Origin of the sequence: Nonomuraea sp. NPDC049129, from assembly GCF_040648495.1 — a bacterium.
Taxonomy (GTDB): Bacteria; Actinomycetota; Actinomycetes; order Streptosporangiales; family Streptosporangiaceae; genus Nonomuraea.
In genome coordinates, this window is the sequence record NZ_JBEZDU010000009.1 from 179,775 (window position 1) to 193,457 (window position 13,683).

14 protein-coding genes are annotated in these 13,683 nt (G+C 69.7%); 9 read left to right on the forward strand and 5 right to left on the reverse strand.

Features of this window, described 5'->3' with window-relative positions:
* The first annotated feature begins 39 nt into the window (after positions 1–39).
* Entirely contained in the window at positions 40–1,173 is a 1,134-nt protein-coding gene (locus AB0B64_RS28605) for a nitronate monooxygenase family protein (RefSeq protein ID WP_358180922.1), read from the forward strand.
* Between the two features lie 34 nt (positions 1,174–1,207).
* Positions 1,208–2,011 carry a GntR family transcriptional regulator gene (locus AB0B64_RS28610; protein WP_357945664.1) on the forward strand — a complete coding sequence of 268 codons (804 nt, stop codon included), beginning with the start codon at positions 1,208–1,210 and terminating at the stop codon, positions 2,009–2,011.
* On the opposite strand, the gene AB0B64_RS28615 is transcribed toward AB0B64_RS28610, so the two are convergent.
* The gene (locus tag AB0B64_RS28615) at positions 1,968–4,349 is read right to left on the reverse strand and encodes an FAD-dependent oxidoreductase (RefSeq protein ID WP_358180924.1); all 2,382 of its coding nucleotides are present in this window, start codon (positions 4,347–4,349) and stop codon (positions 1,968–1,970) included. The genes AB0B64_RS28610 and AB0B64_RS28615 overlap by 44 nt on opposite strands.
* A 40-nt stretch (positions 4,350–4,389) precedes the next feature.
* Here AB0B64_RS28615 and AB0B64_RS28620 point away from each other — a divergent pair, with 40 nt between their 5' ends.
* Positions 4,390–5,310, forward strand: a complete 921-nt coding sequence (locus AB0B64_RS28620; RefSeq protein WP_358180927.1) for a choline kinase family protein — start codon at positions 4,390–4,392, stop codon at positions 5,308–5,310.
* Positions 5,311–5,314: 4 nt separating this feature from the next.
* Complete coding sequence (locus tag AB0B64_RS28625; protein ID WP_358180930.1) at positions 5,315–5,920, forward strand: DUF4126 domain-containing protein; 606 nt, start codon at positions 5,315–5,317, stop codon at positions 5,918–5,920.
* A 36-nt stretch (positions 5,921–5,956) separates the two neighbouring features.
* Here AB0B64_RS28625 and AB0B64_RS28630 read toward each other — a convergent pair whose 3' ends face one another.
* The 4 genes from AB0B64_RS28630 to AB0B64_RS28645 are packed head-to-tail and all read right to left on the reverse strand — an operon-like array spanning position 5,957 to position 8,715.
* Positions 5,957–6,754, reverse strand: a complete 798-nt coding sequence (locus AB0B64_RS28630; protein WP_358180932.1) for an alpha/beta hydrolase — start codon at positions 6,752–6,754, stop codon at positions 5,957–5,959.
* A 3-nt stretch (positions 6,755–6,757) separates the two neighbouring features.
* The gene (locus AB0B64_RS28635; protein WP_357945651.1) at positions 6,758–7,678 is read right to left on the reverse strand and encodes an alpha/beta hydrolase; all 921 of its coding nucleotides are present in this window, start codon (positions 7,676–7,678) and stop codon (positions 6,758–6,760) included.
* A 3-nt stretch (positions 7,679–7,681) separates the two neighbouring features.
* A complete protein-coding gene (locus AB0B64_RS28640; protein ID WP_358180935.1) occupies positions 7,682–8,440 on the reverse strand; it encodes a glucose 1-dehydrogenase in 759 nt (252 codons plus the stop codon).
* A 50-nt stretch (positions 8,441–8,490) separates the two neighbouring features.
* A complete protein-coding gene (locus tag AB0B64_RS28645; protein ID WP_358180938.1) occupies positions 8,491–8,715 on the reverse strand; it encodes a hypothetical protein in 225 nt (74 codons plus the stop codon).
* A gap of 80 nt (positions 8,716–8,795) precedes the next feature.
* Here AB0B64_RS28645 and AB0B64_RS28650 point away from each other — a divergent pair, with 80 nt between their 5' ends.
* The 5 genes from AB0B64_RS28650 (at position 8,796) to AB0B64_RS28670 (ending at position 13,650) form a co-directional block, all read left to right on the forward strand.
* On the forward strand, positions 8,796–9,029 hold the full coding sequence (locus AB0B64_RS28650) for a hypothetical protein (protein WP_357945645.1): 234 nt from the start codon (positions 8,796–8,798) through the stop codon (positions 9,027–9,029).
* 51 nt (positions 9,030–9,080) lie between these two features.
* Positions 9,081–10,673 (forward strand): serine/threonine-protein kinase, encoded by a 1,593-nt coding sequence (locus AB0B64_RS28655; protein ID WP_358180942.1) that lies wholly within the window; start codon positions 9,081–9,083, stop codon positions 10,671–10,673.
* 229 nt (positions 10,674–10,902) lie between these two features.
* On the forward strand, positions 10,903–11,835 hold the full coding sequence (locus tag AB0B64_RS28660) for a hypothetical protein (RefSeq protein ID WP_357945639.1): 933 nt from the start codon (positions 10,903–10,905) through the stop codon (positions 11,833–11,835).
* 120 nt (positions 11,836–11,955) lie between these two features.
* Complete coding sequence (locus AB0B64_RS28665) at positions 11,956–12,483, forward strand: Uma2 family endonuclease (protein ID WP_358180945.1); 528 nt, start codon at positions 11,956–11,958, stop codon at positions 12,481–12,483.
* 297 nt (positions 12,484–12,780) lie between these two features.
* Complete coding sequence (locus AB0B64_RS28670; protein WP_358180948.1) at positions 12,781–13,650, forward strand: RIO1 family regulatory kinase/ATPase; 870 nt, start codon at positions 12,781–12,783, stop codon at positions 13,648–13,650.
* Positions 13,651–13,683 lie beyond the last annotated feature (33 nt).

Sequence of the window (13,683 nt, forward strand, 5' to 3'; positions counted from 1 at the left end):
CGGTGGACCGAACAACCTTCTGGCGGCTAGCGTCGGACCATGCGGACCGCCATTTGCGAACGTCTCGGCGTCGAGTTCCCGTTGTTCGCCTTCAGCCACTGCCGCGACGTGGTGGCCGCGGTCACCAACGCGGGCGGCTTCGGCGTCCTGGGCGCGGTCGCCTACACCCCCGACCAACTCGACACCGAGCTCACCTGGATCGACGAGCGGGTGGACGGCCGCCCGTACGGGGTCGACGTGCTGGTGCCCGGCAAGCTCGACGCCTCGGCGCTCGATCTCGACGCCCATTTGACCGACTTCATCCCCGAACGGCACCGCGACTTCGTCACGCACCTGCTGTCCAAGTACGGCGTGAACGCACCGCCGCAGCCGGTGGCCGCCTCGACGGACGAGTTCGGCAGGCGGGTGACCGCGGCGGGCGCGACCGGGCTGATCGACGTGGCGCTCAAGCACCCGATCGGCCTGATCGCCAGCGCGCTCGGACCGCCGCCGCCGGAGATGGTGGCCAAGGCCAGGGCGGCGGGCGTGCCGGTGGCCGCGCTGGTCGGCACCGTCGAGCACGCCCACAGGCAGGTGGCGGCGGGCGCGGACCTGATCGTGGCGCAGGGCACCGAGGCGGGCGGGCACACCGGTGAGATCGCCACGATGGTGCTGGTGCCGCAGGTCGTGGACGCGGTCGCCCCGGTGCCCGTGCTGGCGGCGGGCGGCATCGCCTCGGGGCGGCAGATGGCGGCGGCGATGGCGCTCGGCGCCGAAGGCGTGTGGTGCGGATCGGTCTGGCTGACCACCGAGGAGGCGGAGACGACGCCCTCGGTGAAGCGGAAGATGCTGGCCGCCTCCTCACTCGACACGGTCCGGTCCAGGTCGCGTACCGGCAAGCCGGCCAGGCAGCTCAAGTCGGCCTGGACCGAGGAGTGGGACTCCGGGCCGGAGAGCCCCGGACCGCTCGGGATGCCGCTGCAGATGCTCGTGGCCGAGGCCGCGATGGCCCGCATCGGCGCAGCAGCCGAGCGCGGCGAACCGGGGGCCGTGGAGCTGGCCAACTACTTCGTCGGGCAGGTCGTCGGCCAGCTCGACCAGGTCAAGCCCGCTCGCGAGGTGGTCTACGAGATGGTGAGCGAGTTCGCCGACGCGGTGGAGCGGCTGTCCGGATTGACCGCTCTGTCGACGTGACCGAGCTGTCGGCGTGACCGGCTACGATGCGCGTGTGGTCGGGACACCCGAGGTCGAGCGCGGCACCGGTGTCCCCGCGCACGTGCAGATCGAGCGGTGGCTGCTGGAGTCCATCGGCAGCGGCGAGATGGAGCCCGGCGACCGGCTCCCGGGCGAGCGGGAGCTGTCGGCGCGCCTGGGCGTGAGCCGGATGACGCTCAGGCAGGCGCTGGCGACGCTGGAGCACGACGGCGTCCTGGTCAGGACGCCGGGCAGGTCGGGCGGCGCGTTCGTCGCCGACCCGCGCGTCGAGTGCGATCTGACGGGGCTGGCGGGGTTCACCGAGCAGATGCGGCGCGCCCACCTCCAGGCCGAGGCCAGAGTGCTGGTCGCCACGACCGTCCCCGCGCCCCGCTCCGTCGCCGCCGCCCTGGAGCTCGCCGTGGGCGAGCCGGTGCACCACGTCGCCCGGGTACGCTCGGCCGGGCAGTCGCCGGTGGCCCTCGAACGCTCCTTCTTCCCCGCGCTGCCCGGCTTCCTGGAGCAGGATCTCGACGGGTCGCTCTACGCCCTGCTGGCCACCCGCTACGACCTGGAGCCGCGCACCGCCGTCGAGCACCTCGACCCGGTCATCGCCAGGTCCGACGAGGCCGCCGAGCTGGGCGTCGAGCCGGGCACGCCGCTCATGCTGATCGAGCGCACCGCCTACGCGGCGGCCGGGGAGCCGGTGGAGTTCGCCCGCGACCTGTTCCGCTCCGACCGGGTGCGCATCTCGGTCCGCAGCGGCCTCAGCGCACCCTCGGTCGGCAGCGGCGTCAGCGCACCCGCTCCCCCGCCGGGTCGAAGAGCGGGTCACTGACGACGGTCCCGGTCACCCAGGCGCCCTCCACCTCGACCTCGACCTTGACGCCCGGCCCCACGGGCAGATACGCGTAGGCGATCGGCGAGCCGACCGTGTAGCCGTGGCCGCCCGAGGTGATCCGGGCCACGACCTGGCCGTCCAGGCGCACCGGCTCGTTGCCGAGCGCGATCGCCCCCGGCTCCAGGGTCAGGCAGCGCAGCCGGCGCTCGGGGTGGGGGTCGAGCGCGTCCTTGCCGAGAAAGTCCTTGTCGAGCTTGACGCAGAAGCCCAGCCCCGCCTCGTACGGCGTGGTCTCGGGCCCGATGTCGGCGCCCCAGACGCGGTAGCCCTTCTCCAGGCGCAGGCTGTCGATGGCCCGGTAGCCGCCGGCCCGCAGCCCGTACGGCTGCCCGGCCGCCCACAGCGCCTGCCAGAGCGCCAGGCCGTACTCGCTGGAGCAGTACAGCTCCCAGCCCAGCTCCCCCACGAACGTCACCCGCAGCGCCAGCACCGGCACGTCGCCCACGGTCAGCTCCCGCGCCGACATGAACGGGAAGCCGAGCGGGTCGGGCGTGAGCGTCCCGAGGATGTCGCGGGCGCGCGGCCCCCACAGGGCGAAGCAGGCGTACTGGCCGGTCACGTCGGCGATCCGGACGTCGGCGCCCCTGAGCGCGGCCTGCTTGCGCAGCCAGCCCATGTCGTGCGAGCCGAACGCGGTGCCGGTCACGATGAGGAACTCGTCCTCGGCCCTCCTGGTGACGGTGAAGTCGCACTCGATGCCGCCGCGCCGGTTGAGCGCCTGCGTGTACGTCACCGCGCCCACCTGGCGGGCGACGCGGTTGTCGCAGACCCATTCGAGCAGGTCGGCGGCGTCCGGCCCGGCGACCTGGATCTTGGCGAAGGAGGTCTCGTCGAACAGGCCCGCCGTCTCCCGCACGGCCCGGTGTTCGACCCCGATCGCGGGCGACCACAGCCGCCCGGCCCACCCCTGGGGCCGCTCGTCACCAGTACTGTCCCGTTCGTTCGACCGGTAGTAGTTGACCCGCTCCCAGCCCGCCTTCTCGCCGAACTCGGCGCCGTGCGCGGCGTGCCAGCCGTACGCCGGGGAGACCTTGAGCGGGCGGCCCGCCGAGCGCTCGTGGCCGGGGTAGCGGATGTCGTAGTAGGTCTCGTAGTTCTCGACCGCGCGGGCGAGGGTGTAGGACGGGGAGCGGTACTGGCGGCCGAAGCGGCGGATGTCCATGTGCCAGACGTCCATGGCGGGCTCGCCCTCGACGATCCACTCGGCCATCACCCTGCCGATGCCGCCGGCGCCCGCGATGCCGTGCGCGCAGAACCCGGCCGCCACGAAAAACCCGCCGACCTCTGTCTCGCCCAGGCAGAACTCGTTGTCGGGGGTGAACGCCTCCGGGCCGTTGATCATCTTGCGGATGCCCACGTCGGCCATGGCCGGGACCCGGATCCGCGAATTCTCCGAAATTTCGGTGAATCGGTCCCAATCTTCCGCCAGCAGGCGGCCGTTGAAGTCGGCCGGGATGGCGTCGTACGAGGTCTCGTCCGCCGTCCACGGCGCGCAGGTGCGCTCGTAGCCGCCCATGACCAGGCCCTGCACCTCCTGCCGGTAGTAGACGAGCAGGTCGGGGTCGCGCAGCGTCGGCAGGCCGGTGTGCTCGTGGAAGGCGTCGGTGACCACGTATTGGTGCGACATCGGCACGATCGGGATCCGCACCCCGGCCATCCGGCCGATCTCGGCGGCGAACATGCCGCCGCAGTTGACGACCACCTCGCAGTCGATGTCGCCCTGGTCGGTGCGTACGCGCGTGACCCGGCCGCGTTCGGTGTCGATGCCGAGCACGCGGGTCCTGGTCCTGACGCGGGCGCCGCCCTCGCGGGCCTTCGTGGCCAGCGCGTAGCAGAGCGCGGAGGGGTCGATCTGCCCGTCGGTGGGCAGATACGCCGCGCCGACGACGCCCGAGGGGTCCATCAGCGGGAACAGCTCGACCGCCTCGGCGACGGAGATCTCCTCCAGCGGCAGGCCGAACGTGCGGGCCCAGCCGATCTGGCGGCGGATCTCGGCCATCCGCTCCGGCGTACCGGCCAGCTTGATGCCGCCGCACTCCGTCCAGCCGGCGTCGAGCGTGCGGTAGAGCTCCACCGAGTACTGGTTCATCCTGGTCAGCGTGGGGTCGGCGCGCAGCTGGCCGACGAGTCCCGCGGAGTGGAAGGTCGAGCCGCTGGTCAGCTCGTCGCGGTCCAGCAGGAGGACGTCGCGTTCGCCGAGCTGGGTCAGGTGGTAGGCGACGGAGGCGCCGCCCACGCCGCCGCCGATGATCACGATGCGGGCCGAGTCGCTCATGCGGGCGAGGCTACACTAAAAGGTCTAGACCGTTTAGGGGGTGACGGCGCTAGCATCGACCATGACCGAGATCCTCGACCGCATCCCCCTGCTGTCCGGCGTGCCGCGTTCCGTCGAGGAGCTGCCCGGCGGGCTGACCAACCACAATTACAAGGTGACCGTTCCCGGCGGGGCCTACGTGGCGCGGGTGTCGGCCAGCGAGGGCTCGCTGCTGGCGATCGACCGGGACGTCGAGCACTCCTGCTCGCTGGCCGCCGCGCGGATCGGGGTGGGGGCGCCGGTGCACGACTATCTGCCGGAGCTCGGGGTGCTGATCGTGGGTTTCCTGCCGGGCCGGACGTTCACGGAGGCCGATCTGCGCGATCCGGCGAACCTGCGGCGGGTGGCCGAGGTGTGCGGGCGGCTGCACGCAGGGCCCCGGTTCGAGCGGGACTTCGACATGTTCGAGATCCAGCGGGGGTATCTGGAGATCGTCCAGGGCCGCGGATATCGCCTTCCGGCGAAATATCTCGACTTCATGCCCGAGGTTGAGCGGATCCGGAAATGTCTGGATATCCGGGATGTGGGGCGGGTGCCGTGTCACAACGACCTGCTGCCCGGCAACATCATCGACGACGGCGAGCGGCTCTGGCTGATCGACTACGAGTACGCCGGCAACAACGACCCCTGCTTCGAGCTCGGCAACATCTGGAGCGAGTCGGACCTGTCCCTGGACCTGCTGGATGAGCTCGTCACCGCCTACTACGGCCGCCGCCTACGCCACAAGATCGCGCGGGCGCGGCTGCTCGGGCTCATGTCCAAGTACGGCTGGACGCTGTGGGCCTCGATCCAGGACGGCGCCAACCAGAGCATCGACTTCGACTTCTGGTCGTGGGGCATGGAGAAGTACGAGCGGGCGGTGGCCGAGTTCACCGGATCCGATCTGCCGCGCCTCATGGACGAGGCGGCCCGGGCAGACTAGAAACATGTTCGCCGCACTGACAGGGCTCGGACTGTCCACCGCCGCCGGCCTGAACGCCTACATCCCGCTCCTCGTGGTGGGCATCCTGGCCAACTTCACCGACAAGGTGAAGCTGCCCGACGGCTACTCGTGGCTGTCCAACTGGGGCGTGCTCGCCATCATCGCGGTGCTGCTGGTCGCCGAGATGGTGCTCGACAAGGTCCCGGCCGTCGACAGCGTCAACGACGCCATTCAGACCGCCGTACGACCGGCGGCCGGCGGTGTGGTCTTCAGCGCCACGAACGCGGCGTCGGAACTGGACCACTCGACCTGGATGACCGAGCACCCGTGGGCGGGCTGGCTGCTGGGCATCCTGCTGGCGCTGGCCGTACACGCGCTGAAGGCGACGGCCCGTCCGATGATCAACGTGGGGACGGGCGGCGTGGGCGCGCCCGTCGCCAGCACGGTGGAGGACGTCGGGTCGCTCGGTATGAGCCTGATCGCGGTGTTCCTGCCCCTGCTGGTCATCGTCGCGCTGCTGGCACTGGCCCTGCTCGCCTGGTGGACGATCAGGAGGGTACGCCGCTACCGCGCCGCCCGCCGGGCCAGACGGACGTCAGGAAGCCCGTAGCGGTCAGAAGGCCCGTAATCAGTGGCACGGGACGGATCAGGAGGTCCGTAACCAGCGACGCAGGACGAGGAGGAACTCGCCGGGGCGCTCCTCGTGCAGCCGGTGGCTGGAGCCCTCCCAGCACACCACCTTCGAGGCCGGATGCTTGCAGAGCCCCGACTCCCAGGCCGCGCGTTCCGGGTCGGACCAGATCGACAGCACCGGGCACTCCCTGCGGGCCAGGTAGTCGTCGCTCGCCGGCCGCATCCCGAGCGCGTCGGGCTCCGTGAACATGGCCTCGAACGCCTGGAGCAGCACGTGCGGCGCCATGCCGTACAGCCGGCGCTTGTGCCAGCGCCTGATGACGGCCGGGGTGGCGGCGTTGGTGCACCACTCGTCGAGCCGCTCGGCGGCGGCGTGCGCGTGCGGGCCGCGCAGCGCGGCGACCGTCTCCGGGAAGGTCCGCGCGACGTCCGCCGTGATGCCGTAGCCGGGATCGAGGGCGACCAGTTTGCATACCTTGTCCGGATGCTCGACGGCCAGGATGGAGACGACCTGCCCGCCCATGGAGTGGCCGATCGCGATCACCTCGGGGATGGCGAGCCGGTCCAGCAGCGCGGCGAGGTCGGCGGCCATCTCGCGCGGCGTGTTGCCCTCGTCGGGCACGGAGGAGTAGCCGTGCCCGCGCAGGTCCACCGCGATCACCCGGTGCTTGCCGGCGAGCGCGTCGATGTGCCAGGACCACTGGTGGGAGTCCGTACCCCAGCCGTGGACGAGCAGCAGCGGCGGCCCGTCGCCTTTGCCGTCGTCGGTATAAAAGAGCCGAATATTCTGCCCTAAATCGGCATAAGGCATCTTTTACCCCACCCGCTCCTTGATCGTGGCGCAGACCCGCTCCTCGGCCTCCTTGGCGACGGGCAGCATGGCGCCCAGCCCGAAGGACCCGTGGAACATCCCGGCATAACGCACGCTCAGCGTGTCCACCCCGGCCGCGCGCAGCCGCTCCGCGTACGCCTCGCCCTCGTCCCGGAGCGGATCGTGCTCCGCCGTGATCACCAGCGCGGGCGGCAGCCCGCTCACGTCCGCGTTGATCGGCGAGCTGTACGGCTCGGCGCGCCTCGCGTGGTCGGGCTGGTAGCAGTCCCAGTACCACCGCATGTGCGCCGCGGTCAGGAAATATCCCTCAGCGTTCTCCGCGTGCGAGGGCGCGTCCTGGGCGGCGTCGGTGACGGGATAGACCAGCACCTGCAGCGCGATCGGCGGCCCGCCCTCGTCCCTGGCCTTCAGGCACGTCACGGTCGCCAGGTTCCCGCCCGCGCTGTCACCGGCGACCACCAGCCTGCCGGGATCCGCGCCCAGCTCGCGGGCGTGCTCGTACACCCAGCGGGTCGCGGCGTAGGCGTCCTCGACGGCGGCCGGATACGGATGCTCCGGCGCCAGCCGGTAGTCGACGGACACCACGATCACGTCGGCGTCCGTGCAGATCAGTCGGCAGACGGGGTCGTGGGTGTCCAGGGTGCAGAGCGTGAACCCGCCACCGTGGAAGTACACGACCACCGGCCGCGTCTCTCGCTCCGTCGGTGGCCAGTAGACGCGCACGGGCAGGTCGCCCGCCATGCGGTTCTCCACCCGGCCCACCTTGTACGGCTCCGCCTCCGGCTGGGGCATCTCGGCCAGGATCCGCCGGGCCTCGGCGGCGTCCGTCACCTCGGTGCCCACCTTGGGGAAGACGGCCGTCATCACGTCGATGACCGCCCTGGTGACCTCGTCGATCGCCATCGTTCACTCAACCTCCGTCCGCGGGAGCATGGCGGTCTCGCCCGCCGTCCAGCCGCCGTCCACCGCCAACTCGGCGCCCGTGACGTACGAGGCGGCGTCGGACAGCAGGAACGCGATGGCCTCCGCCACCTCCTCGGGCTCACCGCACCGCCCGGCCGCGGCCAGCGGGAACGCGCCCTCGCCCGAAACCGCGCCGTGCCGGAGCGTCATGGGGGTGACGATCATTCCGGGATGTACGGAGTTGACTCTGATCCGGTGAGGGGCGTACTCGATCGCGGCGATCTTGGTGAGGCCGCGGACGCCCCATTTGGACGCACCGTAGCCGCCGGTGCCGGGAAGCGCCGTCAGCCCGGCCGCCGACGACAGGTTCACGATCGAGCCACCGCCTGACGCGCGCATCGGCGCGACCACGGACTTGAGCCCGAGGAAGACGCCGACGAGGTTCACCTTGAGCACGCGCTCGAAGTCGTCGAGCGTGTACTGCTCCAGGAGCGCCGAGCGGGCGATGCCCGCGTTGTTGACCAACCCGTCGATCCGGCCGTATTCGTCCAGGACCTCCTCGACCACATCGGCCCACTGATCCTGTTTCGTCACGTCGTGCGGGATGAATCGCGATTCGAGGTCTTTCGCGGTGGCGGTGCCGTCCTCCACCAGGACATCGGTGATCACGACGCTCGCCCCCGCCGCGACGCAGCGGCGGGCCGTCGCGGCCCCCATGCCCCTGGCGCCGCCGGTGATGAGCACTACCTTGCCGTCAAGCATGCGTGGCTCCTTCGCGGTAGGTGAACTGAATCACGCACCGGCGACAACAATCAAGAGCTTGCTTGGTAATGCAGAGGCCGCAGGGAGCGGTCGTTGGCGTGACCGAGGCGGACGATCGTGTTGATCGACCGTGGTGAAAGCCGACCTCCTGGGCGGCGGGCGCCGATCGAAGATGCCGCGAGCAACAGCGCCTGGCTGCGCTCGTCGATGTCGCCAGGCCGTTCGGCGTCGAGGCAGTCGGCGACAGCGTGGCGGGCGTCGCGGCCGAGGAACACCGTCCGGCTGGTGCGTCCTTTGCCACGTACGCTGGTCAGCTTGGCTTTTTGGCTTGCCGTAGTTCGGCAGGGTCGGCGGAGTGAAGCTGATCCAGATCGAGGCCGACGACTTCGGCGCGGCGCAGCGCGGTCCCGAGGATGAGGTGCACAATTGCCCGGTCCCGCAGCGGCCGGGCATGCTGGTGCACGGCGGGTGTCTCGTCACCGCCACGGTGGCGGCGGCCGGTCGGTCGGGTCGCCGCCGCGGCGGCGGGGGCGTGCAGGGTGATCCAGGAGAACAGCGCCGACAAATGGGCGAGGTGACTGTTTCCTGAAATGATCTGAGCTTGTCGCAGGTGCAGGGTTGTTCTTCTGAAAGGTGGCGTATGAAGCCGCTGCGGGCGGGTGATCCACGCCAGATGGGGCCATACCAGCTGCAGGGGCGGCTGGGCGGCGGCGGCATGGGGCAGGTGTTCTTAGGCCGTTCCCGGGGCGGCCGGTCGGTCGCGGTGAAGGTCGTGCGGCCAGAGCTGGCCGACGATGCGGGGTTTCGGCGTCGGTTCGCGATCGAGGTGGAGGCTGCTCGGCGAGTCGGTGGGTTCTACACCGCGCAGGTGGTGGATGCCAACACCGACGCCGATCCGCCGTGGATGGCCACCGCCTATATTCCCGGCCCGTCTCTGCATGATGCCGTCACCACGCGCGGGCCGCTGCCGCCCACGGCGGTCGGTGTGCTCGGGGCTGGCCTGGCCGAGGGCCTGGCCGCGATCCAGGACTGCAAACTCGTGCACCGTGACCTGAAACCCGGCAACGTGATCCTGGCCGCCGACGGTCCCCGGGTCATCGACTTCGGGATCGCCCGTGCGTTGGATTCCACCTCCTACACCACCACAGGGGTCGTGATCGGCACGCCGGCGTTCATGTCCCCCGAACAGGTCCACGGCGACGAGGTCGGCCTTGCCAGCGATGTGTTCTCCTTGGGGGCGGTGCTGGTGTTCGCCGCCACCGGCCGGGGCCCGTTCGGCGATGGCCACCACCGTGCGATCATGAATCGCATCGTTCATGACGATGCGGATCTGACTGGGCTGCCGCCGGGCTTGGTCGACCTGGTGGGCGCCTGCCTGAGCAAGGCTCCCGAGAATCGGCCCGGTCTCACCGATCTGCTCGATCGGCTGGCCGCGTCGGCCCGGGACACCACGCGATGGCTCCCGCCCCAAGTCACCGAGATGATCACTCAGCTCGAAACGACGGCGCTCCAACGGCGGCCGGAAACCAACGGCGCTTTCGAGATGTCCTGGACCGGCGAGGAGCCGCCGTCCACCTACGCCGAAGCGGGCAGCGAACCGGCGGAGTACTCAATGGTCTTGCCGGTGATCTTGTTGCTGGTGGGGGCAGCGGGCGCCTTGATTTCCTGGTGGCTGGACCCCAGCGTGTTCAGAGTTGACGCCCATCCAGGTGTCAACGGCATCCCCGCCTTCCTCGGAGCCATCAGCGGCGGTCTCGGGCTCATCGGTGCCCTCGTGGTCATCAAAGGGAACGGAGACAGGCGCCGGGAGATGAGTGCCACGCGACCGTACCCGCATCGAACGAGCTGGTCCTTGCACGTCGGCCCGAACTACATTGTCACCACCGGAGCTACCGGACGTCGCGAGTTCACCTGGGACCAGATCCGTCGCGTCACCATCGAGCAGATCAAGGGTGCAGGACCGGACCGGTACACCGGTATCCACCTGTACATCAAGGGGGGTGCCAGACAACTGCCACCCCCGCTGCCGGCGGGATGGCCCTACCCGGCCCCAACCAGCATCAAGCCGTACTCGACACACCTCGTCGACGCCGTGGTCGCGTTGTGTATGCCGATCTGCGTGCTCGGGCCGATGACGCACGAACAGCGGACCGAACTGACGCAGGCTCTCGCGCAATTCGGCGGCCGACGCTGGCAACCACACGGAGGTGAGCGGTGGAGCGCGGAGAGCTGATCGCGGGCAGATACGAGTTGGTCAAGCGGCTCGGCCGTGGCGGCATGGGCGAGGTGTGGGCCGCGCGGGACCGTACCCTCCGCCGCGACCTCGGCGAACCAGGACCGGCTGGTCAGGATGCGCTGGTAGTACTCCACTGCTTTAGAGATCATCCGACCAGTATCGCGTCGACCGCGTCGTTCGTGAGGGGTTCCTCACCCGCGTTGGCTTCGTCCACCACCACAAGCCCATGTCTGCCGATGAACAGGCCTTCGTCCTAGCCAGATCCTGGCCCCACCTCAGCCTCGCCGACACCGACGATCACGCCACTACCGAAGCTCTCGCCGCCATCACCCGCATCACCAGCGGGAACTTCCGCCTCACCGTCCGCCTGGTCGGCCAGATCGAACGCGTCCTGAAAATCAACAGCATGTCCACCGTCACCAAAACAGCCTGCGTCGCTCCGTGGAGCCTGCTTGGGGAGCCTGCTTGGCCACGCACCCGCCCCGCGCTCGCACTATCCTCTAAGCAGCGACCGTTCAGCGGTCAGCAGCCAGCACTCGACAGTCAGCAGGAGGTGGGGACGATCGCCGAGGTCCTTCTCATCATCCTGGCGATCCTGTGCTTCCTCGGCCTGGTGGCCGGCGTCGGCATCTACTTCCTGGTCAAGCTGGGGCAGAAGGCGGCGATCAAGGCCAGGCAGGCGGCGACCCAGCTGACCACGCACGTCAACGCCATGGGCGCCGGCGACGCCGGGGAAGTCGAACGCCTCCGCCTCGACCTGCGCCGCGAGGTCTCGATCACCCGCCAGGCCGTCGAACAGGCCCAACGCCAGGGCTGGGGCCTCGGCGACCTCCCTCAGCTCCTGGCCGACCTGTCCGCGCAGGCCGACGTACACGACGGACAACTCGCCATGTACGCCCAGCAACGCCGCGCCTCGCCGTACGTTGACCACGCCACGCTCCACCGCCTGCGCGAGCACCAGGCCAAGCTGACCGCCATGTGCGCCCGCATCCGCGCCGACCTCCTCGGCGACCAGCTCCAGCACGCCTCGGCCGGAATCGACGACCTCCGCTCCCGCACGGACCTGGAGATCGAGGCCCGTCGCCGCCCCCCGGACCCGCTCGACGAGATCGACGAGCTCTATCGCAAGACCATGCGGGAGCGCCAAGACCCCTCCTGACGGTTACGTGGCGTGGCACGATGACACCACTCAGCGATCTGTCGCTAGGAGGCTGGCGCGATGACCACGGCACTTCCCGAGTGGTTCTACCCCGGCCCCTCCGGCGGGTGGACCGCCGACATGCTCGATCACCTGCCCCCTGATACGCCCAAGCATGTTGAGCTGATCGATGGGTCGCTCATCTTCAGGCCACCGCAGACGGGCTTCCACATGCTCGTCATAAGCCTGCTCACTGACCGCGCTCTGGGGATAAGCACCCCGCCCGATCTCATGGTCGCCCGTGAGATGACGGTGACGCTGGGCATGCGGCAGCGTCCCGAACCCGACATTCTCCTCGTCAAGCGGTCCGCGCTGACCACCCTCGCCGGGTCCTTCAGCCCGGAGGACGTCCATCTGGTCATCGAGGTCGTTTCTGACGAGTCGAGAGAACGCGACCGGACGACCAAGCCCCTCAAATACGCTGCTGCCGGCATCAGGCACTTCTGGCGCGTGGAAATGGAAGCAGACGGCAAGCCCATCGTCTACACCTTCGAGCTCGAGCCGGCGGTCCGGACCTATGTGGCCACCGGTATCCATCGCGGCCACCTGAAGGCCGACATCGGTTTCCCCGTGGACATCGACCTCGATCTGAGCAAGTTCATCAGCTGACCCAGCGCCATCAGCTGCGAGGTGAGCTCCCAACGGGGGTGGGCGCCCTGCCGGGGTAGGCGCCCCGCTGACGTTCAGCCGCATCTCTGCCAAGCGGGCGGCGATTATTCGATTGCGCCCCCAGAGCGGGCTCGGCATACTCGATCAGGCTGATCGCAAGGCGTACGTGGAAGGAGGTCGAGACCGTGATGACGATGACTGTTCGCGTGCCGTTTTCCGCGTCCTCTGACCTCCCCACCGGGATCTCGCCAAGCTGATCGCTGCGCCGGTGGGCCTCATTTCTGGAGAAATCCCACCGTGCCCAAGCACTCCTCGCCCCGCCGCCGGGGCAAGTACGCCCTCGACGCCGACGATCTCGAATGGCTCGACAGCGCCCCCGTCGACGACGGACCACCCGTAGGCGACCGCTGGTCGACCTGGGACCAGAGCACGCCCACCGAGCGTGGCCCGAAGCCGCACCCGGACTGGCTCGTCACCGAGCTCGCCGCCGTGGACACCGAGCTGGGCATCCTCAAAACCGGCAAGGAAGCCGACGTCCACCTGCTCTCCCGCGGCGTGCCGGACACGGACCGGGTCTGTCTGTTGGCCGCCAAGCGCTACCGCTCAGCGGAACACCGCTTGTTCCACCGGGACGCCGGTTACCTGGAAGGCCGCAGCACCCGCGAAAGCCGCATGAACCGGGCCATGGCCAACCGCACCGCCTTCGGCAAACAGCTCATCGCCGGGCAGTGGGCCGCGGCCGAGTTCGGCGCCCTGTGTCGCTTGACCGAGCTCGGCCTACCGGTGCCTTATCCGGTCCAGATCGTCGGCACCGAGATCCTTCAAGAGTTCGTCGGCACCCCGGACGGCTACGCGGCACCCCGGCTCGCCAACGTCTCGGACGATCTGGACGACCTATGGGCCCAACTGGTCGAGGCGCTGGTCGTCCTGGCCAGAGAGGGCCTGGCCCACGGCGACCTGTCGGCGTACAACCTGCTGGTTCACGAGGGCAGGCTGGTCATCATCGACCTCCCCCAGATCGTCGACGTGATCTCCCACCCCACGGGGCCCCACTTCCTCGACCGGGACGCCCGCAACGTGGCCACCTGGTTCGCCGCGAAGGGCGTCGCGTCAGCAGACCCCGACGCCCTCTCCGCACTGCTCCAATCGGAGGCCGGAATGCTCTGACACCCGCCAGAGGATAAGGGCCGGAGACGAAGG